Source organism: Neobacillus sp. GCM10023253 (genome assembly GCF_042653105.1).
Lineage (GTDB): Bacteria > Bacillota > Bacilli > Bacillales > Cytobacillaceae > Neobacillus > Neobacillus citreus.
Genome location: NZ_JBHSHV010000028.1, coordinates 120,836 through 146,074 on the forward strand (window position 1 = coordinate 120,836; position 25,239 = coordinate 146,074).

General features: G+C 40.8%; 23 protein-coding genes. 7 read left to right on the plus strand and 16 right to left on the minus strand.

Annotation, left to right across the window (positions count from 1 at the left end; translation table 11 throughout):
• Positions 1–7: 7 nt before the first annotated feature.
• The 9 genes from ACFPA1_RS25830 to ACFPA1_RS25870 form a co-directional block, all read right to left on the minus strand.
• Positions 8–571: a 4Fe-4S dicluster domain-containing protein gene (locus tag ACFPA1_RS25830; protein ID WP_213118184.1), complete on the minus strand. Its 564-nt coding sequence runs from the start codon at positions 569–571 to the stop codon at positions 8–10.
• Between the two features lies 1 nt (position 572).
• A complete protein-coding gene (locus ACFPA1_RS25835) occupies positions 573–2,762 on the minus strand; it encodes a molybdopterin oxidoreductase family protein (RefSeq protein WP_378587214.1) in 2,190 nt (729 codons plus the stop codon).
• Entirely contained in the window at positions 2,749–3,831 is a 1,083-nt protein-coding gene (locus ACFPA1_RS25840) for a hypothetical protein (RefSeq protein WP_378587217.1), read from the minus strand. The genes ACFPA1_RS25835 and ACFPA1_RS25840 overlap by 14 nt, the downstream gene beginning before the upstream one ends.
• 277 nt (positions 3,832–4,108) lie before the next feature.
• Positions 4,109–5,299, minus strand: a complete 1,191-nt coding sequence (locus tag ACFPA1_RS25845; protein ID WP_378587220.1) for a hypothetical protein — start codon at positions 5,297–5,299, stop codon at positions 4,109–4,111.
• A gap of 131 nt (positions 5,300–5,430) precedes the next feature.
• The gene (locus ACFPA1_RS25850; protein ID WP_378587223.1) at positions 5,431–6,636 is read right to left on the minus strand and encodes an HD-GYP domain-containing protein; all 1,206 of its coding nucleotides are present in this window, start codon (positions 6,634–6,636) and stop codon (positions 5,431–5,433) included.
• Between the two features lie 196 nt (positions 6,637–6,832).
• Positions 6,833–8,074: an ATP-binding protein gene (locus tag ACFPA1_RS25855; protein WP_378587226.1), complete on the minus strand. Its 1,242-nt coding sequence runs from the start codon at positions 8,072–8,074 to the stop codon at positions 6,833–6,835.
• 180 nt (positions 8,075–8,254) lie between these two features.
• A complete protein-coding gene (locus ACFPA1_RS25860; protein ID WP_378587228.1) occupies positions 8,255–9,670 on the minus strand; it encodes an amino acid permease in 1,416 nt (471 codons plus the stop codon).
• A gap of 265 nt (positions 9,671–9,935) precedes the next feature.
• Positions 9,936–11,243, minus strand: a complete 1,308-nt coding sequence (locus tag ACFPA1_RS25865; RefSeq protein WP_378587231.1) for an ATP-binding protein — start codon at positions 11,241–11,243, stop codon at positions 9,936–9,938.
• A 137-nt stretch (positions 11,244–11,380) separates the two neighbouring features.
• The gene (locus ACFPA1_RS25870) at positions 11,381–11,830 is read right to left on the minus strand and encodes a hypothetical protein (protein WP_378587234.1); all 450 of its coding nucleotides are present in this window, start codon (positions 11,828–11,830) and stop codon (positions 11,381–11,383) included.
• A gap of 93 nt (positions 11,831–11,923) precedes the next feature.
• Between ACFPA1_RS25870 and ACFPA1_RS25875 the strand changes: the two genes are divergently transcribed.
• The 3 genes from ACFPA1_RS25875 to ACFPA1_RS25885 are packed head-to-tail and all read left to right on the plus strand — an operon-like array spanning position 11,924 to position 13,856.
• Complete coding sequence (locus ACFPA1_RS25875) at positions 11,924–12,235, plus strand: hypothetical protein (RefSeq protein ID WP_378587237.1); 312 nt, start codon at positions 11,924–11,926, stop codon at positions 12,233–12,235.
• A 1-nt stretch (position 12,236) separates the two neighbouring features.
• Complete coding sequence (locus tag ACFPA1_RS25880) at positions 12,237–13,463, plus strand: glutathionylspermidine synthase family protein (RefSeq protein WP_378587240.1); 1,227 nt, start codon at positions 12,237–12,239, stop codon at positions 13,461–13,463.
• Positions 13,464–13,469: 6 nt separating this feature from the next.
• Positions 13,470–13,856, plus strand: coding sequence for a DUF350 domain-containing protein (locus ACFPA1_RS25885; RefSeq protein WP_213146523.1), 387 nt, complete (start codon positions 13,470–13,472; stop codon positions 13,854–13,856).
• A gap of 35 nt (positions 13,857–13,891) precedes the next feature.
• Here ACFPA1_RS25885 and ACFPA1_RS25890 read toward each other — a convergent pair whose 3' ends face one another.
• The 4 genes from ACFPA1_RS25890 to ACFPA1_RS25905 all read right to left on the minus strand — a co-directional run bounded on the left by ACFPA1_RS25890 (position 13,892) and on the right by ACFPA1_RS25905 (position 17,746).
• Positions 13,892–14,920 (minus strand): ion channel, encoded by a 1,029-nt coding sequence (locus ACFPA1_RS25890; RefSeq protein WP_378587244.1) that lies wholly within the window; start codon positions 14,918–14,920, stop codon positions 13,892–13,894.
• A gap of 699 nt (positions 14,921–15,619) precedes the next feature.
• Positions 15,620–16,363 carry a C39 family peptidase gene (locus ACFPA1_RS25895; protein WP_378587247.1) on the minus strand — a complete coding sequence of 248 codons (744 nt, stop codon included), beginning with the start codon at positions 16,361–16,363 and terminating at the stop codon, positions 15,620–15,622.
• A 158-nt stretch (positions 16,364–16,521) separates the two neighbouring features.
• Positions 16,522–16,968 (minus strand): threonine/serine exporter family protein, encoded by a 447-nt coding sequence (locus ACFPA1_RS25900; RefSeq protein WP_378587250.1) that lies wholly within the window; start codon positions 16,966–16,968, stop codon positions 16,522–16,524.
• A 16-nt stretch (positions 16,969–16,984) separates the two neighbouring features.
• Positions 16,985–17,746: a threonine/serine exporter family protein gene (locus ACFPA1_RS25905; protein WP_378587253.1), complete on the minus strand. Its 762-nt coding sequence runs from the start codon at positions 17,744–17,746 to the stop codon at positions 16,985–16,987.
• 186 nt (positions 17,747–17,932) lie between these two features.
• Between ACFPA1_RS25905 and ACFPA1_RS25910 the strand changes: the two genes are divergently transcribed.
• Together ACFPA1_RS25910 and ACFPA1_RS25915 are read left to right on the plus strand one after the other, a co-directional pair.
• Positions 17,933–20,008 carry a carbon starvation CstA family protein gene (locus ACFPA1_RS25910; protein WP_378587256.1) on the plus strand — a complete coding sequence of 692 codons (2,076 nt, stop codon included), beginning with the start codon at positions 17,933–17,935 and terminating at the stop codon, positions 20,006–20,008.
• The gene (locus ACFPA1_RS25915) at positions 20,001–20,204 is read left to right on the plus strand and encodes a YbdD/YjiX family protein (RefSeq protein ID WP_213146518.1); all 204 of its coding nucleotides are present in this window, start codon (positions 20,001–20,003) and stop codon (positions 20,202–20,204) included. The genes ACFPA1_RS25910 and ACFPA1_RS25915 overlap by 8 nt, the downstream gene beginning before the upstream one ends.
• Positions 20,205–20,329: 125 nt before the next feature.
• On the opposite strand, the gene ACFPA1_RS25920 is transcribed toward ACFPA1_RS25915, so the two are convergent.
• From ACFPA1_RS25920 to ACFPA1_RS25930, 3 genes are all read right to left on the minus strand, one after another.
• Positions 20,330–21,298 (minus strand): ring-cleaving dioxygenase, encoded by a 969-nt coding sequence (locus ACFPA1_RS25920; protein ID WP_378587260.1) that lies wholly within the window; start codon positions 21,296–21,298, stop codon positions 20,330–20,332.
• A 275-nt stretch (positions 21,299–21,573) separates the two neighbouring features.
• Positions 21,574–21,804, minus strand: a complete 231-nt coding sequence (locus tag ACFPA1_RS25925) for a hypothetical protein (RefSeq protein WP_213146516.1) — start codon at positions 21,802–21,804, stop codon at positions 21,574–21,576.
• 70 nt (positions 21,805–21,874) lie between these two features.
• Positions 21,875–22,618, minus strand: coding sequence for an alpha/beta hydrolase (locus ACFPA1_RS25930; protein WP_378587263.1), 744 nt, complete (start codon positions 22,616–22,618; stop codon positions 21,875–21,877).
• Positions 22,619–22,838: 220 nt separating this feature from the next.
• On the opposite strand from ACFPA1_RS25930, the gene gntK reads away from it, so the two are divergent.
• The gene (gene gntK / locus ACFPA1_RS25935) at positions 22,839–24,383 is read left to right on the plus strand and encodes a gluconokinase (RefSeq protein ID WP_378587266.1); all 1,545 of its coding nucleotides are present in this window, start codon (positions 22,839–22,841) and stop codon (positions 24,381–24,383) included.
• 6 nt (positions 24,384–24,389) lie between these two features.
• The gene (locus ACFPA1_RS25940; RefSeq protein ID WP_378587269.1) at positions 24,390–25,235 is read left to right on the plus strand and encodes a MurR/RpiR family transcriptional regulator; all 846 of its coding nucleotides are present in this window, start codon (positions 24,390–24,392) and stop codon (positions 25,233–25,235) included.
• Positions 25,236–25,239 lie beyond the last annotated feature (4 nt).

Genomic DNA, 25,239 nt, shown 5'->3' on the forward strand with positions numbered 1-25,239 from the left:
ATCCCTCCTAGAACAGTTTAGTGACGCCCTGCAGGATTCCAGGGAGATTCACACGTACGTTAGTTTCGCCTTCTAAATATGGCATGCTGGTTACCCATTTGCCATTATCAAGATTAAATTGCTTTTGTTTTGCTTCGATTTCTTCGTCTGTTAACCATTGAAGTGTATTGGACGGACATACGCTCGCGCACATTGGCGGGATACCGTCCTTGGTGCGGTCAATACATAGGTCACACTTATACATTAAATTCTGCTCTGTATCGAACTTCGGTATTCCATATGGGCAGGCAATTGTACAGTTTTGGCAGCCGATACATTTTTCCACAAGAGCCGAAAGGACGGCTCCTGTTTCATGGATTTGGATCGCTTGGGCTGGACAACTGCGCGCACATGCCGGATTCACACAGTGAAGGCACATTAAAGGCATCGTCTGCCGGTTCTTAAGCGGATTTACATCGTAAACATAGTTGCGGTTGCGCTGTTCGTGTCCGCCGCACTGTGTGCAAGCAGCCAAACAGGAACGGCATCCTATGCAATTTTCCAGTTCAAGATATAACCTCTTTTTTACCACTTTATTGCACCTTCTTCATTTCTAGTTTTTCAATCTGTGCGGCACAAGCCTTGAATTCCGGCATTCTTGAAATTGGATCAAGAGCGGCAATTGTTAATAGATTGATAGATTTCTCGTGACCGAAATGGTACGGCACGAACACTGTATCCTTACGAATGGCTTCGGTAATTTTTACTTTATATTCAGCCTCTCCTCTGCGAGTATAAAGGCGGACATATTCTTCATGTTCAATATTATATTTTGCAGCTGTTTCCGGATGAACCTCAACATATGGCTCCGGACACATATCACGCAAGAATTGAATGCGGCGTGTTTGGTTACCAGATAGGTAGTGGAACACAACACGTCCGGTCGTTAAGCGCAACGGATATTCCGCATCCGGCTCTTCTGCAGGCGGGCGGTATGGCAATGCGCAAATTTTTGCTTTTCCGTCTGGATGATAGAACTTCTTATCTAAAAACATATGTGGTGTACCAGGGTCCTTTTCATCACGGCAAGGCCAGAACACACCGTCTTGTTTATCGATTTTATCCCAGGTAGCGCCATAATAGTCAGCGTATCCACCTTTTGAAGCTAAACGGAATTCATCTGCTACATCTCTGGCTGTTTTTAAGTGGGAGAAATATTTTCCCCTGCCAAGTTTTTCAGCAAGCTCCACTTGCATTTGCCAGTCGGGCTTTGATTCGCCTAACGGCTCCTGTGCCTTATTGATTTTTATGATGCGCCCTTCAATATTTGTAACCGTTCCTTCATCCTCTGACCAAGTAACGGAAGGAAGAATAACATCGGCAAATTCTGCTGATTCAGAAAGATAGAAATCGGCGCAAACCATAAAATCTAATCCTTTTAATGCCTTACGGACAAAGTTTTGGTTTGGTGCAGATACCGCTGGATTTGAACAAAGCAAATACAAACCGCGTATTGTTTTTTGATCCATTAATTCAAACATTTCATAAGCAGATACACCTGGCTGCGGCATTTCTTCAGGGGTAATTCCCCACACCTGACATACTTCCTCAACATGCTTTGGATTAGTGAGCTTACGGTAGCCTGGCAGCAGGTCTGATTTTTGGCCATGCTCACGGCCGCCTTGACCGTTACCTTGGCCGGTAAATGTTGCAACACCTGATTTCGGACGGCCGATTTTCCCAGAAACTAACGCCATGTTGGTGTAACCAGAAACGTTGTCGACCCCTTTATGCTGCTGTTCGATGCCGCGTGCAAACATCACGACTGCGTTTGGCGCTTTACCATAAATCTCAGCAGCACGGATAATTTTTTCAACTGCAATTCCTGTAATCTCGCTTGTATATTCAGGAGTAAATTCTTTGACTAATTCTTTTGTTTCTTCAAAGCCATTTGTGTGTTGGTTGACGAATTCTTCATCAACATAGCCGTTTTGGATCAATAGGTTCACAATACCATTAGCAAGTGCCAAGTCTGTTCCCGGTCTTAAATCCAAGTGAACATCGGCACGTCTTGCAATCGGGGTTTCACGTGGGTCGGCAACGATCAGATAACCGCCTCTTTCCTGGACGTTCCAAACGCGGAACATCGAAGTTGGATGGCATTCTGCCGTGTTGCTTCCGGCGATGAACAAGCAATCTGTTTCATGGATATCGGTCCATGGTAATGTCGAACCACGGTCAACGCCGAATGAGCGAAGGAATCCGCCGGCTGCACTGGACATACAGAAACGTCCGTTATAATCGATATAGCGAGTTTGCAAACCAACTCTTGCAAACTTACCTGTTAAATAGCACTTTTCATTGGTCATTGATACACCACTGAAAACAGACAATGTATCTTTGCCGTATTTCCCTTGAAGCTCTTTGAATTTCCGAGCAATTAAATCATACGCTTCATCCCAGGTTGCTTCACGGAACCCTTTGTCTGTTCCTTTTAAGGAAGCATCGTCACGGATTAACGGTCTTAAGATGCGGTCCGGATGGTTCGTCTGCTGGTAAGCAGTAACCCCTTTCGGACACATTTTTCCGACCGTAACCGGCCATTCATAGCGAGGCTCAACCCCGATAATTTTGTTTGTTTTTGTATTTACACGTAAATTCATCCCGCACTGCATACCACAATAGGCGCAGTGTGTTTTTATTAAGGTTTCATTTGGATGACGTACGTTTTCGATTTCTCTAAAAAATTTATCTTTTGGGGCTTTTTGGTTAACCTCTTGCATTCTGATTTGCCTCCTTGACCTTCACTTGATGGGTAGGGAATCCTGAGAATCTGGCGATACGGTACTTTCTGCGGCATGGCAGGCACAATTCCACAAGATTAAAGCCGTCTTCCATGTTGAACTCCATGTTGTTAGTTCCCAATACTTGAATAATATCGTTCGATTGTTCGACTGATACAAATTTATCTCCGCACACTTTACATTCTTTCATATGCTGTTCTCCATAATGTTCACGGTAGTTTCTAGCAAATACGCTCATCGGACGGAACGGAATATGAGCAAGCTTACCAAATGGCAGATAGATAAGCGTTACAATGACTGAAAACTGGTGGATCAGCGACATTTGCGGCTGCATCCATCCATGTAAGAATACGTTTTGGACTGTCAATAATAGACCAGTTACTGAAATAAATAACAACATATAGAGCGGCAAGAAATCGTACATGAATTTTTGCTCTGCTCTTGCCTGCATATTTTTCATGCGGCGGTAAAGCGCCATGCAAACTCCTGTAATCACCATGATGGCTGAAATATTTAAAGCATTGTAAGAAAACCAGGCGATGATTCCATCTGCTTTAATCCGTACTAAGTCCATTCCCATTAAGACTACTGTGTAATAGCCATTTCCATCCATATTGAAGTACATCCAGCTGAACACGAGCGGGAAAGTAACTAAACAAGCAAGCACACAGCCCCACCCTATTAATACGTGCTGCAACCAGCGATAAAATCCGCGCTTTTTGATGAAGTCGTAAATCGCTAAGTGGCTTACTACTGTTTTTGGAGTGCTTTTTCTAAAAAGCAGCTTTAAGCCCTTTTTAATGATAATTTTGGTTGGCGGTCTTTCTCCCCAGGAGATGAAGCGGTAAAAGAAACCTCCTATGAAAGTAATCGTTCCTACCATATATCCATAAAGGTTTAAGTCAATATGTGTAAACATTCTTGTTCCGATAAACACCAAAATCGCAAGTCCGGCTACGCTTAAAAACATTGATTTGGCAAAATGGGAAGCAAATGCATTATTGACGGTATTATCCCGTTTTTTCGCCGATTGAATAGTTGACTCCATTTTCTTGATCCTCCCTTAAATGTAAACTCGCCGACTGGCAAGTCCGGTAGGACGAAGACAGAGGCGTAGTTGAATTTATGCGTTCGAAATTTACGATAGTGAATTTCGATTAGCAAAAAAATAACACTATCGTTTTCTTATTCTTATTGTAAGAAAAACGACAGTGTTTTCTTTATCAGGGAACTCCCCCATCTAGGGGGAAAAAAACCCTTATATATCTCATATTTTGACAAAAGTTCGTCACAAATAGAAAAGCCCCAGCATCTTGTGGCTGGAGCTAGATATTTTGCTTTTTGATGTACTTTTTTCGTAAAGAATACAGAAGCAGCAAGAACCCAATTAACAGCTGCAATGAGGACAAAGCGGCATCCCAGAAATGATAGGTGGATGGCCCGTAGTGAAAACAGTGGTGAATCTTTGTCATGGCAAATAAGACTTGGGGAAGGTAGTAACCGAAGAATAAAGATAGCGTCAGTCCCACACCGAGTACATAAAATATGGTATAAGTGAAAACCGTCCCCTTTTCTTCTTCAAACATTACCTCTTTTTGACGGGCCGGTTTAATAAATGTAAACAAGTTCCTAAACACCTGCTGGGCATTTTCCATGAGATTGTAGGCACCCGTCGTGTTTTCAAAAACATAATATAAATCTGTTTTCATATAGATACAGCACTGGTAGACCATCCGAATAAAGGTATCTAAAACAACTACCTTCAGCACACTCAGGAAAATCCCTGATCCCACTGGGAAAATTGACTGGCCAATAAGAGCAAAAAACAGAATCACCGTATCAAAACGAAGTCCTGCTAAATACAAAACATTGCGATCCTTTGCTGGCAGCTTCCAACTAGATGACATATCCGTTTCTAATACAACTAGGAATAAGCGGTGCCCTATTTCCAATTTAGTTGGGAGTTGGTAGGCTCTTATGGCCAAAACATGGCCAAATTCATGAATTAACACTAAAAAGAAAGATAGGACGAGCCAGGCTGAGATATTCAATACCATCAGATCAAAAATAAACAAATCCTTATAATGTGGAAATAAAGATGGGTTTAACACAAACAGGGCTATACAAGCTAGAATCAGAACCGAATAAACGGAATTAGTGTAGCGGTTAAAGAAGAATTGCCCAAGTTTTTGGGGAACCCATAAAAAGCCTGAGTGGCTTTTTTGGGCTGTTGGAAGATTTAATTTAACACCATCCATTTCGGCTACTAGATGAAGCTCGAGAAGCTGTTGAGCAAAATCAAGTATGTCAATCTCCTCAGTCGGGTACTGTTCTTTCAGCAGCTTTTCTGTCCGCCCAAGCGATTCTCCTTTATTCAACAAGTTTATAGCATCAATACAAACCTCAGGCATTTCATAAAATTCACCGGAAACCTCAGCTTCAACAATATAGTGTTTTTTATCTTTGCGTATCTCGATTGGTACTAGATGAAGAATAGAATTGCTTGTCAGGTTCATATAAACATCCTTTATTTATATAATTTATGAAAAAAGGATGCTGAGCAAAAAGCAAGCATCCCAACTAATATATTAATACATCCATAAACACCACCAGCATGTAACTTTAACCTTCTTAAGTTTGCGTATTTTCATCCTTCCACCTCCTTTTCAACCCAAAAGTTATTATGGAGCATGATTTTGTCTATTTCTTTATTAAAGGAATCATGAATTCTTTTCCATTTCGGGAATACCTTTTGAAAATTATCTACCAGTTCAGGGTCGAACTGTGAACCTTTTCCTTCTAATATCCTTTTATATGCCTCCTCAACTGATAAGGCAGCCCTATAGGATCTCGTGGATGTCATAGCATCAAAAGCATCTGCAATAGCGGAGACTCTTGCAAGGTACGGAATTTCTTCCCCCTTTAATTGATCCGGGTACCCCTTTCCATCCCAGCGTTCATGATGAGAACGAATGACTTCAATACTGTGCTTAAAGCCAACAATTTTCGATACGGCTTCAGCCCCTACGTCTGTGTGTGATTTAATTATTTCGTATTCTTCATTTGTAAGTCTACCAGGCTTCATCAGTATTCGGTCTGGGATATGAATTTTACCGATATCGTGAAGTAAACAGGCGTAATTAAAATCTTTTAAATCGTCTGCAGAGAATTTACCGCTGATTTTTGCCAACTCTAGTGCATAGCTGGCTACCCGTTCACTATGTCCTCTCGTATAGGGGTCCTTTAGTTCGAGAGTTGCAATTACTCCTTTTACAAGACCGACTAATTGTTGATCGTATGAGGTTTTAATAGCTTTAACATACGATTGGAACCTATTTAATATTATAAATGAAAAAATTGATAAAACTCCTAGCAGTAATAAGGGCGAAAATACATTTGAAGTTTGGATAACTAATCCTGCAATTATATACTTTAATAATAATCCAAAGGAAACAACCATGAAAAAGGTATTGCTGACAAAAATTGGTGCTAATAACAACCAGAGCATTTCAACAGCATTTCCACTCTTATATAGCTCCGGCTTCCCGATAAAAGAAATGACATCATTAATAAGTGTTAAAGAAGTGTAAGAAATAAAGTATACATATTTTATTTGGTGCTGTTTCTGATTTTTATATAGATAACGTGCTACAGGTATTAAAGCAAACATGAAGATATAAATCCAAAATCCTAATACATCCGGAGTTTCATATTCCATTTTGGGATTAAACTTTGAGATAATACTATAAAATAAATCATAAGATATGGAGATGATATAAAATAAAACAATAAACCATTTGATTGTTTGACTTTCTTCATTTAGTATATTTGGATCTATTTTTTTTGTTTTCATTTTCCAACCTCACATTAGAAATCCCATTCTTCTATCATAAGAAAAAATCTAAGTTACGGTTTTCTGCATCAGACATTTTTCCTATATTTTTGTATTTACGACACTTTTCTTCATTATAAATCATTTATTTTAATCCGAATACATATGTTTATGTATAATTAAAGAAAATTTTGTCCTGTTATCATTATTAACTCATTTAGTACTTTTGGATTAGAGGCAACTCAACTTCTACCGTTGTTCCTTTACCAAGCTTTGTTGCTATTTTTATTTCCCCTTTATGGTCCCCAATAATTTGCTTTGTTATATAGAAGCCTAAACCAGTACCATCTTCCTTGGTGGAATAAAAGGGCATTCCTAAATTTTGAACAGTTTCGTCTGCAATTCCGCAACCTTCATCCTCGACGGCAACTAACAGTTTTTCTTTATCTGCCATTTTGATTTGGATTCTGATCAAGCCGCCATTCGGCATAGCTTCAATTGCATTTTTCAGCAAGTTGATAAATACCTGTTTTAATTGCTTCTCTCCACATTCAATCAAAGGCAGAGGTTCCGTGACTGCCTTTTCAATTTTGATCCCGTGATCCTTAGCCTGTTGTCTCATAATTGACAAAGTATAATCAATAATTTCTTCCATACTATTTTTTTCAAACTGTATCCTTCTCGGCCTTCCCAGGTACATCAAGTCATCGACAATGACATTAATTCTATCTATTTCTTGAATCATAATAGGATAATAATTCTTAGTTTGCATATTGTTCTCTAACTGCAATTGCGTAAACCCTTTTAATGCTGAAAGTGGGTTTCGAATCTCGTGCCCAATCACCGTAGCCATTTGACCAATAACTGCGAGTTTTTCTTTTTGACGAAGTTCTTCATGAACATTCGTTAAGGAATTTATATATGAATAAAACCTAATTAAAATGATATAGGCAATTGCTGAAATGACCATGCTAATAATAATTGGCGGCAGGACATTGGCTGTTGATAATATCAGTCCTAGCAAAATATACTTTAGAACTATTCCTATTGAAGTGGTCCAAAAGTAAATTTTATTTACGAATACGGGTGAAAAAATGAGAAATAGAAGTTCAACAACACTTCCCGATGCAAAAGTTCGAGAAGTTCCATAATACCTTAATAAATTATCGACTAAATCAATTAAAATATAGCCAATCAGGAAAAAATATTTAACTATATACAGTTCATTCTTTTTAATAAGATACAGTGAGACTAGCAACAGTATTAACACTAAGGGGTAAAGCCATATTCCCAGTCCAGAATTTAGAGGCTCAAAATCTCCATAATCTGTGTATCTAGGCAATATAACATTCCAGGCTAAGTCATATAAAAAAAATAAGAAATAAAATAGCCACAAAAATAACTTAATCGCCTTTTTTTCTTCATATATTAGCTTCGGACCTTTGCTACTTATTTCCATGAGTGTTCTCCTTAAACTAGATACTATTCTAAAAATTCAAAATTCCATACATCACTCATACTATTCTACCATTTTTTTAGAATAACATTATAAAATAAATGAAAAAAACGATGATTTTCGACATTTTTTTATTGGGAAAATTTAAAAGGGAGTCCCATTTGATTGGAACTCCCCTTTATATTAGCTGACCTTTTTCAATTGTCCAGATGAATTATTTAATGTCGAATGCTTTCGTCCATAGCCGAAGTAGACGAACAATCCAATTACCAGCCAAACACCAAAACTAATCCATGTTATAGCCGGCAGCTGTACCGCTAAATATCCGCAGAACAAGAATGCCAAAATCGGAATATACGGTACAAACGGGACTCTGAAGCCTGTTTTAGGAACTTGGTTGTTTTTTCGAAGATATAAAATCCCAACTGAAACTGTCATGAATGCGAACAAGGTTCCAATGTTTGTTAATTCAGCCAGTTTACTTAATGGAACAAATCCTGCAATAACAGACACCAATAAACAAATGATCCAAGAGTTTACAACCGGTGTTTGTTTCTTTTCATCTACCTTGGAAAACACTTTTGGCAGCAATCCGTCACGGCCGATTGCGTAGAATAGGCGGGATTGTCCGTAAAGTAAAACTAGAAGTACCGTTGTAATACCAGTGATTGCCCCAATTGAAATGAAACCGGCCACCCAATCCTGATGGATATAGGTTAAGGCGAATGCAACCGGGTTTTTCACCCCCAACAGATTATAAGGTACAATTCCCGTTAGGATAGCGGAAACAACAATATATAAAACCGTACAAACAAGCAATGAAGCAATAATTCCGATAGGCATGTTGCGCTGCGGGTTTTTAACCTCCTCAGCAGCTGTCGATACAGCATCAAAGCCAATATATGCAAAGAAAATCGTAGCCGCTCCAGTCGCTACGCCGGAGAATCCGAATGGCATAAAAGGAGTCCAGTTAGCTGGCTTTACATACCATACACCAACACCAATAAATAAAAGAACAACAACAAGCTTGATAATTACCATGATGTTATTTAAACGGGTAGATTTCTTTGCCCCCTGAGATAAAAGCAAAGTAAGTAAAAAGACGATGACGATCGAAGGAACGTCAACAAATGTCCCGTTTGCCGGGTCAAACGCACTTGTTATGGCTTTCGGAAAATGAATCCCAAACCCTGCAAGCAGCCCTTGGAAATAGCCTGACCAGCCGCTGGCAACCGCCGCTGATGCAAAGCCGTACTCGAGAATTAAATCCCAGCCTAAAATCCATGCAATCAATTCACCAAAGGTCGCATAGCTGTAAGTATAGGCACTTCCGGAAACCGGTACATTTGAAGCAAATTCCGCATAACAGAGAGCGGCAAAAATGCAGGCTAAACCCGATAAGATAAAAGAAATAATAAGCGCTGGCCCGGCATGTTCCGCAGCAGCAACCCCTGTGACAACAAAAATTCCGGTCCCGATAATGGCCCCTATCCCAAGCATCGTTAAGTCAAAGGCCCCCAGCTCCTTCCTTAAGGCGGCACCTTTTTTCTCTGATTCCTGGATCAGGTCCTGAACTGATTTTTTCCTAAATAAATCCATTTATTATTTAAACCTCCTTGGGTTCAATGTTATAATTTTCTGAAAAGACAAATAAAATTTATATCGGTATAATATAATCTTTTTATCGAAAAAGCAATATTTTTTAAAAATAAAAAAATTGGTAATATTACACTGGGAATATACTGGTTTTGCACTGAATTAACATAAAATAACCCTTATTAAAATTCATCATTTTCTCTATTTCGATATAGTTTAACTGAATAAAAAAAACAGATGACATCCAACGAAAGGATGTCATCTGTTTTTACATTATTTTAACTACTGTCGGTTCTTCATTAATGATACTGCTAACTAACTCTTCCTTTTTACCTGCTGGAAGAACAATTGTTACCGTTGTTCCCAGTCCTGTTTCACTTTGATAGGAAACCTTTCCTTTTATCGTTTCAATAATTCTTAAGGATACAGAAGTTCCCAGCCCCGTTCCCTTATCTTTGGTCGTATAAAACAATGTTCCAATCCTCGATAGTTGTTCGGGTGTCATTCCTTTTCCGTTATCAGTAATCAAAACGGAGGCATGGGTTTGGTCGGACCTTGTATGTATCGTCACAACGCCTTCCTCTGAGTTCGCTTCAATCGCATTTTTCACAAGATTTACAAGAGCCTGTTTTAACTGATTTCGATCTGTATAAAGGCAAAAATCGGATGTGTCCAATTCACTTTCTAGTTGTACACCCTGCTTTACAGCATAAGGTTCGAGTAGCGTGACTATTTCCTTCAATATGTCTTTTAAGGCGAATTCTTCTAGTTTTTCGAATTTCGGCTTGGCAAAATTCAAGTAATCGCTAATGATCGCCTCAGCCCGTCCTAATTCACTTAAAACCAGCCCGAAATATTCATAATTCTTCCCTTTCTCATCCTGCTGCATCAATTGTAGAAATCCCTTTACCACTGTTAATGGGTTGCGGACTTCATGGGCGATAGAAGCCGCCAGTTCACTTAATGTATTAAGCTTTTCTGCTTTCAGTATCTCTTCCTTCATTCTATTTTTCTCAATCAGCCCTTCATATAACTTTGCAGCAAGCATTAGGGAAGCGGTATAAATAAGAGCGAAAAGCAGTAAATCAGGAATGTTTATAAACAATTTAAAAGTATTTCCATTTAGATAATGATAGGTTAGAAGTGATAAATAGCATAGAATTAAAGACCAGACGCCCGATAATAAAGTGAACTGAACTCTTCGAATTGAAGAAGCATTCCAAAAGCGGGTTCGCAAAAGGTAAGGGACAATAGAAGTAAGCAGGCAGCCCACAATGGCGTAATGGACACTTCCACCACCCATCATAATGCGAGCTCCAATAATAGAGGCTATGACCATCCCGCCGGCAGCAGGTCCTGCATATAAAATGGCAAGAATAAGCGGAGCGTAGCGAAGATCCCAAATAAGGCCATAATTTGAATAACTAAAAATCATGCAGGCTATTGCTGCCAGACTGTGCATGAACCCACAGATGATTGGTGAATTCCATTTTTTCTTATAGTCAGTTAAAGCACTACAAAGCAGGACTGGTGCTAATACAATTAACAGTTGCAAAAGAAGCTTTTCCGCCAGCATCGTCATTCCCCCGAGGAATCAATTATATTATCCATTACAATACGACAAAAAACGGCACTTTCCTTCTTATGCTGAAAATTTTTTGGCAGGAAGTGTCGATGGCGGTTTTTCTTCTCCGGAAATCTTTTAAAAAGACGTCAACGGCTGTTGCCGGTAAAGTTTCCATAGTATACATAGCATTTGCGATCCTCATCAATCTCCCTTGAGTCCATCGCAAATTCTAAAAACTTTTCTCCCCTTTTTATATAGATGAAATCTGAGTGAAGGGCAGCGAGCACTTCGTCGTGCTCCCAAATTTCTTTTTGATCGATTAAAATGCTCCCCTGTTCGGTCAGTTCCCTTGTTTCAAATCCAATATGCGAATGATATTTCTCCAGCGTATCATTGCTGAACTCTTCTTTGTCAACATAAATGACTGCCGTTCCGTCTGGGTCAAGTGCAGTAGCGGTAACCTTGTACGTCTCATTGTTTTTTACAAAATATTCACAGGTCATTCGCGCGGCCGCTTCCGATTTGGAAATGTCGTAGTAGTGCCATAACGCAGGGTATTGCTGATTTTCTTCAACTAGCCGATATTCAAGCCTCAAATCAATCTCTCCTTTTTTCTTTTACTTTTCCATTGTTTTCCTTAAAATTCATTTTATAATAAAATTACAAATTGAAAAAGGAGAGTGAGAAGTTTGAAGAAAACTAGATTGCTTATCACGGGCGTTCTTACTTCTCTAATGGCCGGAACGATCGCTGGCTGTTCCGACGACCTGCCGCCCCAGCCGGATGACCGTAGCTGCCGGGACTGGGATTGGGATGATGAGCAAGGTGTCTGGCAATGTGACGACACAGGTTCTAGCCATTATGGGCACTTTTTTTATGGCGGCAAATATTTCCGAAATAAATCTTCACTTCTAAAATCCTCCTCCTATAAGTCCTATCATTCCTCATCCAGCTTTAAAGGGGGCTTTGGCAGCGGAACGAAGGGCGGATTTGGAGGTTAGAATGGGGGATTATTCTACACGGCGCAGACAGTTTTATTCGCAGTTCCCGGCCTTTTGGTCAGACTTATATGGCAGTGAATATGGTTTATTTCACACATTCCCCATTTCAGTTACGACCGCTTTGCAATTAAGAGAAGCAACGGAGCGGATGGGCAGAGTCTTTTTTAAAACAGCAACACTTCTGCGGAGCCTTCCGGATGAGCAGCTGTTGCAGCTTGGATACCCGGTTGAGAGCATTCCATTTTTACGATTGAAAAATCATTTTCCGGAATCGGTGATTTCCCGGTTTGATTTTGCTGTAACAGAAACGGGTGTTAAGTTGCTGGAATTCAACAGTGACACGCCGACCTTTATTGTGGAATGCTTCCACATCAACGGGAAGGTCGGCAAGGAATTTGGCTTAATCGACCCGAATCAGGGCGGGGAGCGGCTTCTTTCTTCAGGCATTACCAAAGCGGTATTAGAGGCTGCTGAGGGAAAAACCTCCCCTAATGTCGTTTTTACAGCCCATCAGGATCACATGGAAGATTGGCAGACCAGCGTTTATTTAAGCGAGCTTTGTCAGGTAAGAAATAAATTGGTTCCATTGGCTGACCTGCGGATTACAGATGGTGCTTTAGCGGATGCCGATGGGATCCCTATCGATGTACTATACCGGCAGACATACCCACTTGAACATTTACTGGAGGACAGAGATCCAATCAGCGGCGCTCCAGTTGGTATTGAACTTTTGCAGCTAGTAAAAGATGGAAAGCTGGCTGTGGTCAATCCTATTTCAGCTTTTTTGCTCCAGCCAAAATCGGTCCAATGCTTAATTTGGGGATTGGCGGAGCAAGGCGTTTTTTATTCTGAGGAAGAACTAGGCTGGATCAAGGAATATTTGCTGCCAACTTATCTTGATCCGGATGCCTTTGTTGGCAAGGCACCCTATGTTGAAAAGCCGTCCTTCGGGCGGGAGGGGGACACAGTGACGATTTGGGATGCTCATGCTAGGGTTTATGAACAGAATGCATTTGCAACCTATAAGGATGAATTGTCAGTCTATCAATCTTATTGTTCGCTTCCGACTGTAACGCTTGAAACAGAAAAGGGGCAGGAAGAGCTTTCCTATGTTATTGGATCCTTCCTCATCGCTGGAAAACCAAGTGCGATTGGAATCCGCGCAGGAGGAAAAATTACCGGCAATGAGTCTTACTTTTTGCCAGTTGGAGTAAAAAAGGGGGAATAATGGATCATGACGGATTTTTTATTATATTTGGCGGTTTCGCTTGGTTTGTTAATTGTTGGGCTATTTCTTATGGAGGTCACAACCAAGGTTAAGGAATTTTCCTTAATAGCTAAAGGGAATAAGGCAGCGAGTTATGTTCTTGGCGGCAGGTTGCTGGGCCTTGCGATTGTGCTGTATTCTACGGCAGCTAATTCGATTTCTTTGGCGGATATGGCCATTTGGGGCGGAATTGGAATTTTAGCGCAGATTATTGTATTTTATTTGGCAGAGTGGCTGACACCAAAGTTTAATGTTACTCAAAGCATCGAGGACGATAACCAGGCCGTTGGACTTTTCTTGATGTTTTTGTCGGTTTCTATCGGTGTGATCATCGCCGGATGTTTAACGTATTAGGTTTAAAAAAACGCATCTCCGCCGGGATGCGTTTTTTATATCCTTTGATAAGTTTTTTTGTCGCAAATAACAAACAGTCTCGCCTCTTTTGGGATGGAGTCGTGCCATTTTTTGAGGATGTTTAAGTCATCCCGATCGGCAATCAGCTGGGCTCCTTTATTTTTCAAGGCTTCGTAGGCCTCGCCGTATGTTTTCCATTCCGGTTTTAATTCTACCTCCCAAAGGTCGCTCCCAGCGTCCCCATCCCTTCTACTTAATAATTGTGTAAAAAGATGGCTCGTACCCTTGGTTTGGGCGGATTTGGCCATAAGGTTGGATACAGATTGGTGTGAAAGAATGAACTCGTCTACTTTTACATGGTTGAAATTACCGACATGCCTTTCATTTAATATTTCTGCAATGGTGTAAATATTACTTTCTGTTCCCTCATCATAGCGTTCGATGGAGGAAGCCGTTAGGAGTGTTTTCCCGTCAGCTAAATCCTGATTGGTGATGCCGTCAGGAGCAAACAGCAATACCGCTTTTGCTTTTTCGATTCTTGCCCTTTTGAGGGTCTCCTCATCGGTTGGGCTTCCTTGTATGTAGAGGAACCGTTCATGCTCATACGGCGTTTTCTCCAACTCGTCAATTAGTACAATTTCCGTTTTGGGCTCCGCTGCAAACAGCTCTTTAATAGTGTTTTTGCTTTTGGCTGTCCAGCCAACAATGACAAAATGATTTTCACCTTTGAAGGTCATCCTGCCTTCCTCCTTCATTTGCTTATACCTGGAAACACTGTCGATAATCATCCCGATGACGGTGCCGAAAAGCCCGATACCCAGCGTATAGACGATGACCATCGCCCAGGTCCGCCCCAACAGCGTCATCGGGTAAATATCACCGTATCCGACCGTTGTCATTGTGGTCAGAATCCACCAGACCGCGTGAAAGGTATTTTCAAAGGTTTTCGGCTCTAGTATTCTCATAATCTCTGCATTGATAAATATGTAAATGGTTGTGAAAAGGATGACGGTTCGATAGCGGTATTTGGATGCCGTTAGAAATAATCTTCGGAAGAAAATCAATGTAGTGCACCTCCTTTGCATGGATTTGTTTTTAGGCTTCATAACGACCGTGGCATTTATTTTTTCGGTGGTTCAGCCGATATGAACCTTTCATAACGACCCAAGCCCAAGACTCCGTTTCTCATCTGATTCAGGCGTTTTGCCCCTCTCAACCAATCAATTAAAATAGTGGATTCGATTGCACCGGGATCCATATATCTGTTAATGAAAACCCTCCATCTGGTCCCCCCTTTTTTAAATAAATACTTCTATTTACTATTCAAATAATCCTTTTTATAAAAATGTTTAAAAGCGTGGATTAATCTTGAAAATATTTCAATTAGCCAATTGACAAATACAGATTAATCATGTAATATTATTAATTGTGCTTTTCATTTGTATAACTTGAAATAAATAGAGAATACACAATGTAAGAATTTTACTGGCTTTTCACTCGTGTTTTTTTTGGAAAGACTTATTCACACTGGAACGGCCTCGGAGCCGTAAGGATGTTAGAGAGGTAGGGCTGGCATCGTTTAGGTTTATAAAACCTACTGGTGGAAATTGTACCGCGGCATATTTAATTACGAAATATTTAAATTTTTACATGAAGGCAGCATAATGAACTTGCAGCTATTCAAGTTACGATAAATCCTAAAATAAGGAAAGCAATAGAAGGCAGAGGAGCTATTCCTCTGCCTTCGTCCAATTTACAGGACGCTATTGGATAACAATTGCTTGTTTGCCCATTTGCTCCCATGCTTTGATAAAGGTTTCGCGGTCTAGTTTTTTGTTCTTTGTACCGTATGGGTCATTGACATAGATGTGGGACTGGTCATAACCAGTAATCACCACGCTGTGTTCACTGAAGGTGATATCGATTTTTCCCTCTGGGGTATTCCAGGTTTGAAATACGTTTACCGGAGCAAAGCCTGTTGTCGTGATAATCCAAACTGGATGTCCTTGGTTTACTTTTTTCAACAGGTCTGTAAATGGACTGCCCGTTAAATTTATGGCACGTTCCCCAGCATATTTTTGGGCAAGCTCGTAAACGGGGCCATTGTACACCCCAAGTCCCGGCCCATGTGCCATATCTCCAACAAATCCGGTATTTGGATTTCCTTTTAGTCCGTTGCTATAGGTAAACGGAACTGTTTTAATATTTTCAGCAAGCTCGTTTTTCGTCACTTTGATTCCATGATATTGCATTACCATCGCAAGGCTTGTCACTTCACAGCCATTATAGAGCAGCGGCTTATCCATTTGATTAATCAACGGGATATCAAGAAGTTTGCTCTCAGGTAAAATAGGACTATCTTTTTGAAGCGCTATCTGGCGTGTTTTTAGAGGCGGAGCTTCCGAAACGGTTTCTATTGCTGATCGTATTGCTTTAACCCCAATTATGGTCTTTGAACCAAACAGAGTCGCTATGATTACAATAAGCAAGATAATCGTTTTCTTCATAAATGATAAATACCCTTCTTGTGAACTTTTCAAGTAGTACTAATATACTAATATATTACTATACCAAACATTAAAAGAACCTAAAAGAGGAAAAGTTTCCAAATGAAATCCAGAGGCTTTTCCAGGTATAGATGAAAGAACAGCCTCTTAAAAAAAATTTATATTTTTAACTTTCTTTCATTGATTTTTCGAATTACTTGGTTGATCACTTCGGAGAAAACTAGCCCAAAGGCGATGGTTCCCGCAAGCATCAAAACCTGAGCAGCAGAACCAAGTGCCGTGTTATAATTCTCTTCCACAAAATTTCTCATGGCATTATAAGCGAGTCCCCCTGGTACTAATGGAATAATTCCCGCAACACTAAAAATAATCACAGGGGTTTTATATAATTTTGCCAATTCCTGGCTTAGCACAGCTATAAAGACCGTCGCCAATAATGTTCCCAAAACAGGATCATCATAATATCCTTCTACAAGATAATAAACCAGCCAGCCTCCTGCACCAATCAACCCGCATTTCACCAAGGTATTCCTCGGTGCATTAAAAAGGATGCCAAATGCCCCTGTTGCAATAAAGCTGGTTATGACCTGAGCTAAAATATCCACTTTTCCAAGACCTCACTCACAAGAATTTCAGTATTACCGCAATTCCAGCCCCAATGGCAAAGGCTGTCAGAAACGCTTCGGCACCTTTTGACAGTCCGGAAACAAGGTGGCCCGCCATTAAGTCTCTAATGGCGTTGGTTACTAATAGACCGGGTACTAACGGCATGACCGATCCAATAATGATTTTATCCAGCTGATGGCCCACCCCGATGATTACAAAAAGAAGGGAAAGCAGCCCAATCACAAATGCCGCCAAAAACTCAGAGAAAAACTTAATCGGTATAAAACGATGGAAATAAACAAAGCTTAAATATCCCGCACCTCCGGCAATCATTGAAGGCAAAAAATCATTCCATTCTCCCTTAAACATAATCATAAAACAGCCGCTTGCCAAGGAAGCTGCAGCGACCTGCATCCTGAATGGGAAGGAAAGGTCCTTGGCTTCAATTTCCTTTAGCTGTTTCATCGCCTCTTTACTATCCAGATCACCGCTTGATATTTTTCGTGAAATACTATTCACGATGGCGACCTTCTCTAAATCTGTCGAACGCTCTGAAATTCTAATCAACTTGGTTTTTGTCGGTTCCGACCCTTCGGCGGAAAAAATAATGCCCGTTGGCGTAACATAGCTATGTGACTTTTCAATCCCGAACGAGGCTGCCATCCGCATCATCGTATCTTCCACCCGATACGTCTCCCCGCCGCTCTGCAGCATAATTTTCCCCGCCAGAAGACAAACCTCCATAATTTCATACGTTCGTTCTGCTTCATTATTCATCTATATCTCACCACGTCAATTTCAACATTTGATAAATAGTTTAATTCAAAAACCTGTAATAAGGCAATTTCTAGTCAGTTTATCAAAATTTCGGGAAATTTGTCAAAATTCACAAAAAATTTACTTGAATTCAGAAAATAATAAAATATAATAATATTATTCTAAATAGGAAAGGTGTGAATCTTTATGAAAGCGTTTAAATCCATTATTATCTGGGGAGTCATTGCCGCCCTCGGAGCAGCAGGTTTTGCCGTCATGGCCTTAAACAGGGGCGAAAGCATCAGTGCGATTTGGCTGTTAACAGCCGCTGTCTGCGTATATGCCATTGCTTACCGTTTTTACAGCAAGTTTATTGCAGAAAAAGTATTTCAGTTAAACGATAAAAGGAAAACCCCTGCTGAAATTCATAACGACGGAAAAGATTTTGTACCGACAAACAAATGGGTTTTATTTGGCCACCATTTCGCCGCTATTGCCGGTGCAGGTCCATTAGTTGGTCCAATTCTCGCAGCTCAAATGGGATATTTGCCTGGAACACTTTGGATTGTCGTTGGTGTTGTTTTGGCTGGTGCTGTTCAGGACTTTGTTATTCTTTTCGCTTCCATGCGCCGCAACGGTAAATCACTCGGAGAGATGATTAAAGAAGAGATGGGCAAGGTTACAGGCGTCATTGCGATGATTGGGATCTTAGGAATCATGGTTATTTTATTAGCAGTTTTAGCCCTTGTTGTCGTAAAAGCACTTGTAGGAAGCCCTTGGGGAATGTTCACGATCGCAGCAACGATTCCGATTGCGATATTAATGGGAATTTACATGCGTTTCATCCGCCCTGGCCGCGTTGGCGAAGCATCCATTATCGGTATTGTTTTACTTTTACTTGCCTTAGTTTTCGGACAGACAGTTGCCGAAACCCCAACTTTAGCAGCCATGTTCACGTTCAAAGGCGAAGCGATTGCCATTATGATGATTATTTATGGCTTTATTGCATCTGTACTGCCTGTTTGGCTGCTGCTCGCACCACGCGATTACTTAAGTACGTTCTTAAAAGTGGGTACCATTATGGGACTTGCAATCGGTATTGTCGTAGTTGCTCCACACCTAGAAATGCCTGGTGTAACGAAGTTTATTGATGGTACGGGTCCAGTATTTGCAGGAAACCTCTTCCCGTTCTTATTTATAACTATTGCCTGCGGTTCTGTTTCCGGTTTCCATGCTCTCGTTTCATCCGGTACAACACCTAAAATGATTGAAACAGAATCACATGCCCGCCCAATCGGCTATGGTGCGATGCTGACAGAATCCTTTGTTGCCGTCATGGCAATGATTGCCGCCTGCGTGCTGCATCCTGGTGTGTATTTTGCGATTAACAGCCCAGCTGCCTTAATCGGAACGGACGTTACCCAAGCTGCTTCTGTTGTATCCAGCTGGGGCTTTACGGTCACTCCTCAAGATTTAGCGAATTATGCCAAGGATGTAGGGGAAGCTTCGATTCTCTCCAGAACCGGCGGTGCCCCAACCCTAGCGATTGGTATGGCGGTTATTTTCTCAAAAGTTATTGGCGGAAAGGCGTTAATGGCATTCTGGTACCATTTCGCGATTCTTTTCGAAGCGTTGTTCATCTTAACAACTATTGACGCCGGTACTCGTGTCGGCCGCTTTATGATCCAGGATATTTTAGGAACCGTTTATAAGCCATTTGCGAAAACTGACGCGCTGGTTCCAAACCTTATTGCAACCGCATTATGCGTTCTATTCTGGGGTTACTTCCTGTATCAAGGCGTTATTGACCCGCTTGGCGGTATTAATACACTATGGCCGCTTTTCGGTATAGCCAACCAAATGCTGGCTGGAATCGCCCTGCTCTTTGGAACAACGATTCTCTTTAAAATGGGCAAAAAAGCGTATGCCTGGGTTACCTTGGTGCCAACCGCTTGGCTATTAATTGTTACGCTAACAGCAGGCTGGCAAAAGCTATTCCATGAAAATCCAAAAATCGGCTTCCTTGCTCATGCCAAAATTTTCAAAGAAGCGAATGATGCCGGCAAGGTTCTTGCACCAGCGACTTCTCCAGCACAAATGAATCAGGTACTGATCAATGATTACGTGGATGCCACACTAACGGGTATTTTCATGGTTGTTGTCATTTTGGTATTAATCGCAGCCATTCGAATTTGGCTTCAGGTTTTAAACGGCAAAAAATTAACAGTACACGAAGAACCATTTATTCCGCGTACCGAAGGGGATTTGAAGAAATATGCTTAATCGCTTGAGAAAGCTTAACGCCTACCGTAAGCAGTTTATTAGTTTACTGGTTGGAGTTCCAAGCTATGAAACATATGTAGCTCATATGGAATCGCACCATCCTGGCGAGCCTATTAAAACACGGAAAGAATTCTTCTGTGAGGCTCAGGATGCACGTTACAATGCGAAGGGCGGTAAAGTTTCACGCTGCTGTTAAAACAGAAAAAGCCTTGACCCATTGGTTAAGGCTTTTTTAGTTTATTAGGCTGCATTATTCACTTCAGCAAGTATTAATTATTTGTTTTTATTGGATTCCGATTCTTTTATAAATTTCACAAATATTCAATTTAGATCTAGCGGCCGCAGCTTTTCTTCTATCTCTTTTCGGCTTGGCTCTAAAAATGGCGGTAATGCCAGCTTTTGACCCATTGTTTCCATCGGTTCGTCTGTTGCAAAGCCTGGCTCATCTGTTGATAATTCAAACAAAATGCCATTTGGCTCTCTGAAATATAATGCTTTAAAATAATAACGTTCTACTTTTCCTGAGTTCGGCAAACGATAATCCTTCAAACGTTGTGCCCATTGATTGTATTCTTCTTCATTTGGAACACGGAATGCAACATGATGAACTCCCCCACGGCCTAATCGAGCTTTTGGCAAATCGGGCCTTCTTTCAATATGCACTTCTGCGCCACTGCCCCCTTCACCTGTTGCATAAACCAATATTTCAGGAAAATCCCCTTCAAGTGATGGGTATGATCCCACATATTGAAATCCCATGACTTCAGTAAGCACACCAATGGTAGGTTCTGCCATTCCAACAGTGAGGGTAACAGGTCCTAAACCTATTATGGCATGTTCTTTTGGAATATCTTCCCGGACCCAAGGAACCCCCGGCCTAACACCTTCTTCACCGTTGTCGGCGACCAGTATTAAACGTGTCCCATCGAAATCTTTGAAGGCTAATGTATCACGATTTGCTCTTTTTTCAATTTCATCATGTTGAACACCAGCCTGTTTCAATCGTTCCTTCCAAAACAATAAAGAATTAGTAGTCGAAACTCTTAAGGATACAGTGGAAATATCTGAAGTTCCCCTGTATGAACTTCCAAGATTAGGAATGTCAAAGAACGTCACCTCAGTACCGGGATTTCCTTCTGCATCCGCATAGAAGAGATGATATGATGATGTATCATCTTGGTTTACTGTTTTCTTTACCAATCTCATTCCTAAGATTTTTGTATAAAACTCATAATTTCTTTCTGCTTTTCCGGTCAAAATCGATACATGATGTAACCCTAAAAGTTTCATTACCTCCACTCCTACATTCTTATTTTTTCAAAATCGGTTAGAATAAATGCGATTATCTTGAATTCGAGATATTATTTCAAAAATAACCTTCAATTACCCTAAACAGGATATCTTGAAGTTGAGATAATAGTAACCCTTTTACATTTATATGTCAATAGACTTTCTATTAGCGACTAAATGAAAACAAACTCCCACTTGGTTTACGAAAGCGAGAGTTTTTGTTCCTACCGACATAACTCCAGGCCATCCATTCCTGGTGGCTTTGTCGCTAAAATCTACTCCCCAATATTGTTCTCAAACCATTCCTGCAACTCTTGTAATGAGGTAAAAGAGAAGATTTCTTCTCCATTCTGACCATTATCAAAACCGGTGTTTCCCCTTAAGGTAATCATCCCTTCATCCTCTGAAATCAGAATCGCATAGGGATGATTCACATTTATGTACCTGGCATCCAAATCATTATCAATCCAGTTCTTACTTCTTAAAAAAGTTTCACAATGGTTCACTAATCATCACTCCTTCACTAAATATTGTTCCAAAAATGCAACAAAAAAAGAGACAAAAAAATTGTCTCCATTAAAGATTTTTTTCGATAAATTCTAATGTTTTTTCGATAATTACCTGCTGGTCGTTATCTAGTGTGGCCACATGGTAGCTGTCTTTCACCCGATGAAGTTCTTTAACCTCTGAGCGAATGTCATCATAAATGATTTGCGAGTTATCCGGCGGGACGACATGGTCTTCATCAGAAACAAAAATTAATACCGGGCAGGTAATTTTGTGAAGGTCTGCTTTTACCTCCTCCATAAAGGTCAAGATTTCCTTCACAGATTGAACCGGTGTTTTTTCATAGGCAAGTTCCACGACACCCGGCTTCTTAATATCTGAACCAATCGCATCTAAATAACGCACATCTTCTAATTGGCGGACTGGTAACATGGCCGGAATATCAACAGCTGCATTAATAGGGATAATCGCGCGAATTTCTGGATGGGTTTCAGCCATATACAAGGTTAATGTTCCGCCCATTGATAAACCAGTCACAAAAATCGTGTCACAGCGTTCCTGTAGCCACTGGTAAGCTTCCTCTACCGAAGTAATCCAATCTTGATATGTTGTTTGCTCCATATCTTCATAATGTGTTCCGTGCCCTTTTAAGCGCGGCCCGCAAACCGTGTAGCCTGCTTTGGCATAAGCCTCCCCAAGCGGGCGCATGCTTTGGGTGGACCCCGTAAAACCATGTGAGACCAAGATACCGACACGATTTCCTTCAAAATAAAACGGTTCAGCACCTTCTAGAACTGGATATTTTTCAGACATGAACTTCCCTCCCGTAATAATTTGCATATACGTTTAAAATATTCGCTGCAAACACCATTTTCCCTTTCTTTTTTAAAACTATCTAATAATCTCTTTATGTATGTTTAACAATAGTTATAGGACAAATTGTAGTGTGCAGGAATATTTTTTCTTATATAATGATACTGGAGTAAAAAATTTTTGAACTATACAATAACGCTTCATAAAGGAGATTAACCCAATGACTAGAACCTCTTACTATCTCGGTGTTGATATTGGTACCACAAGTACAAAGTCAGTTCTTTTTGCAGAAAAAGGGAAAGTTATCAGCATGCATCATGTTGAATACCCTTTATACAGCCCTGCCCCGTCCATTGCAGAACAGGATCCGGAGGAAATTTTCCAAGCTGTCCTAGAAACGATGAAAGTAGCTATCAAAAAGGGCGAAATCAATTTGGAACAGCTTAAGCTTGTTTCTTTTAGTTCCGCCATGCACAGCCTTATCGCCATGGATGATAACGGTAAACCAATTACCCGCTGCATTACGTGGGCAGATAGCCGCGCTACAGAAACAGCTGAAAAAATTAAAAACGAATTGAATGGTCTTGCCATTTATCGTAGAACCGGAACACCGATTCATCCGATGTCACCGCTTGCCAAAATTACTTGGCTAAAAGAGGATCATCCTGAAATCTTTAGCAAAACCAGCAAATTTATCGGTATTAAAGAGTACATATTCTTTAAGCTATTTAATCGTTATGTGATGGATTATTCCATCGCCTCTGCAACAGGGCTGTTTAACCTCGAACAGCTTAATTGGGATGCAGAAGCACTAAGTGTTGCCGGTATTACCACTGAACAATTGCCTGAACCAGTTTCAACAAAGTTTTATTTAACCGGCTTAAAAAATGAATATGTCGAGGAGCTTGGAATATCAGGGAACACTCCATTTGTAGTCGGAGCAAGTGACGGTGTTCTTTCCAATCTCGGCGTCAACGCCATTGACCCAGGAGTAATGGCTGTCACGATCGGCACCAGCGGCGCGATTCGGACTGTAACGGACAAGCCAGTGACTGATCCAAAAGGGAGAATTTTCTGTTATGCGTTAACTGAAAATCATTGGGTTGTCGGCGGTCCAGTCAATAACGGCGGGATGACCTTCCGCTGGGTTCGCGATCAGCTTGCCTGGTCGGAGGTTGAAACAGCAAAACGACTTGGCATCGACCCTTACGATGTCTTAACAAAAATTGCCGACAAGGTCACGCCTGGTGCAGAGGGGCTCATTTTCCATCCGTATTTGGCGGGTGAACGTGCACCTTTATGGAATGCCAATGCCCGCGGTTCGTTTTTTGGACTTGGCCTTCATCACAAAAAAGAGCATATGATTCGTTCTGTCCTTGAAGGTGTCATTCTAAATTTATATACCGTTATGCTCGCCCTTCAGGAAATGATTGGCGTACCGCAAAAAATCCAGGCAACAGGCGGGTTTGCCCGGTCAGCATTGTGGAGACAAATGATGGCGGATATTTTCAACCAGGAAGTTGTTGTACCGGAAAGCTTTGAAAGTTCCTGCCTAGGTGCTGTTGTCCTTGGTATGTATGCACTTGGAGAAATTGAAGATTTCTCGATTATGTCAGAATTGGTCGGTTCCACCCATGCCCACCAGCCTATTGAGGAAAATGTGGCCATTTATGAGGACCTAATCCCGATTTATATCCGCCTATCACGGTTATTTAGCGAAGAATACGGGGCCATCAGCAGCTTCCAGCAAAAATGGGTGAGGTAATCACCAATGCCGCAAAACTGTCTAGGAAAAATTCGTTCTTATTACGCAAGGCTTAGTGAAAAAGAAAAAAAGATTGCTGACTACATCTTGGACAGTCCCGAAAAAATCATTCATAACACCATAAACGAAGTGGCAGAGGATTTGAATGTCGCCGATGCCACTGTTTTTCGGTTTTGCAAAAGGATTGGTTTCAAGGGGTACCAGGCAATGAAAATTGCCCTCGCTTCTGAAATATTTGAACCTATTCAACAGATTCATGAAGAAATTAAGGAAGATGATACGGAGAAGACAGTAGCGGTGAAAATTTTTCAGTCAAATATTAGAGCATTGGAAAACACCTTGCAGATTCTCGATGGGCCTTCTATTCAAAAGGCAGTTGATTTATTATTGCAGGCTGACCGGGTTGAGTTCTATGGAACGGGCGGCTCAAATGTAATCGCCATGGATGCTTTCCACAAGTTTGTCCGGACAGGGATTAAAGTATTTGCCTTTATCGATTCCCATTTCCAGCTTATGTCGGCTTCCCAGCTCGGCGAAAAAGATGTGGCTGTGGTGATTTCTCATTCGGGAACAAACAAAGACACCATCAATATTTTAAGAACAGCGCAAAAAAATGGCGCCAAAACAATCGGTATTACAAGCTATCCAAAATCACCAATTGGACAAAACGTGGATGTTGCTCTTTTTACAAGCTCTGAAGAGACCGAATACCGCTCCGAAGCACTGTCTTCGAGAATCGGCCAATTAAGCCTGATAGATGCTCTTTATGTTAACATGATGATCCGCAATAAGGACAAGGCCAAAAACTCACTTGATAAAGTTAGGGAAGCCATTTCTAATACACGAATGTAAATCT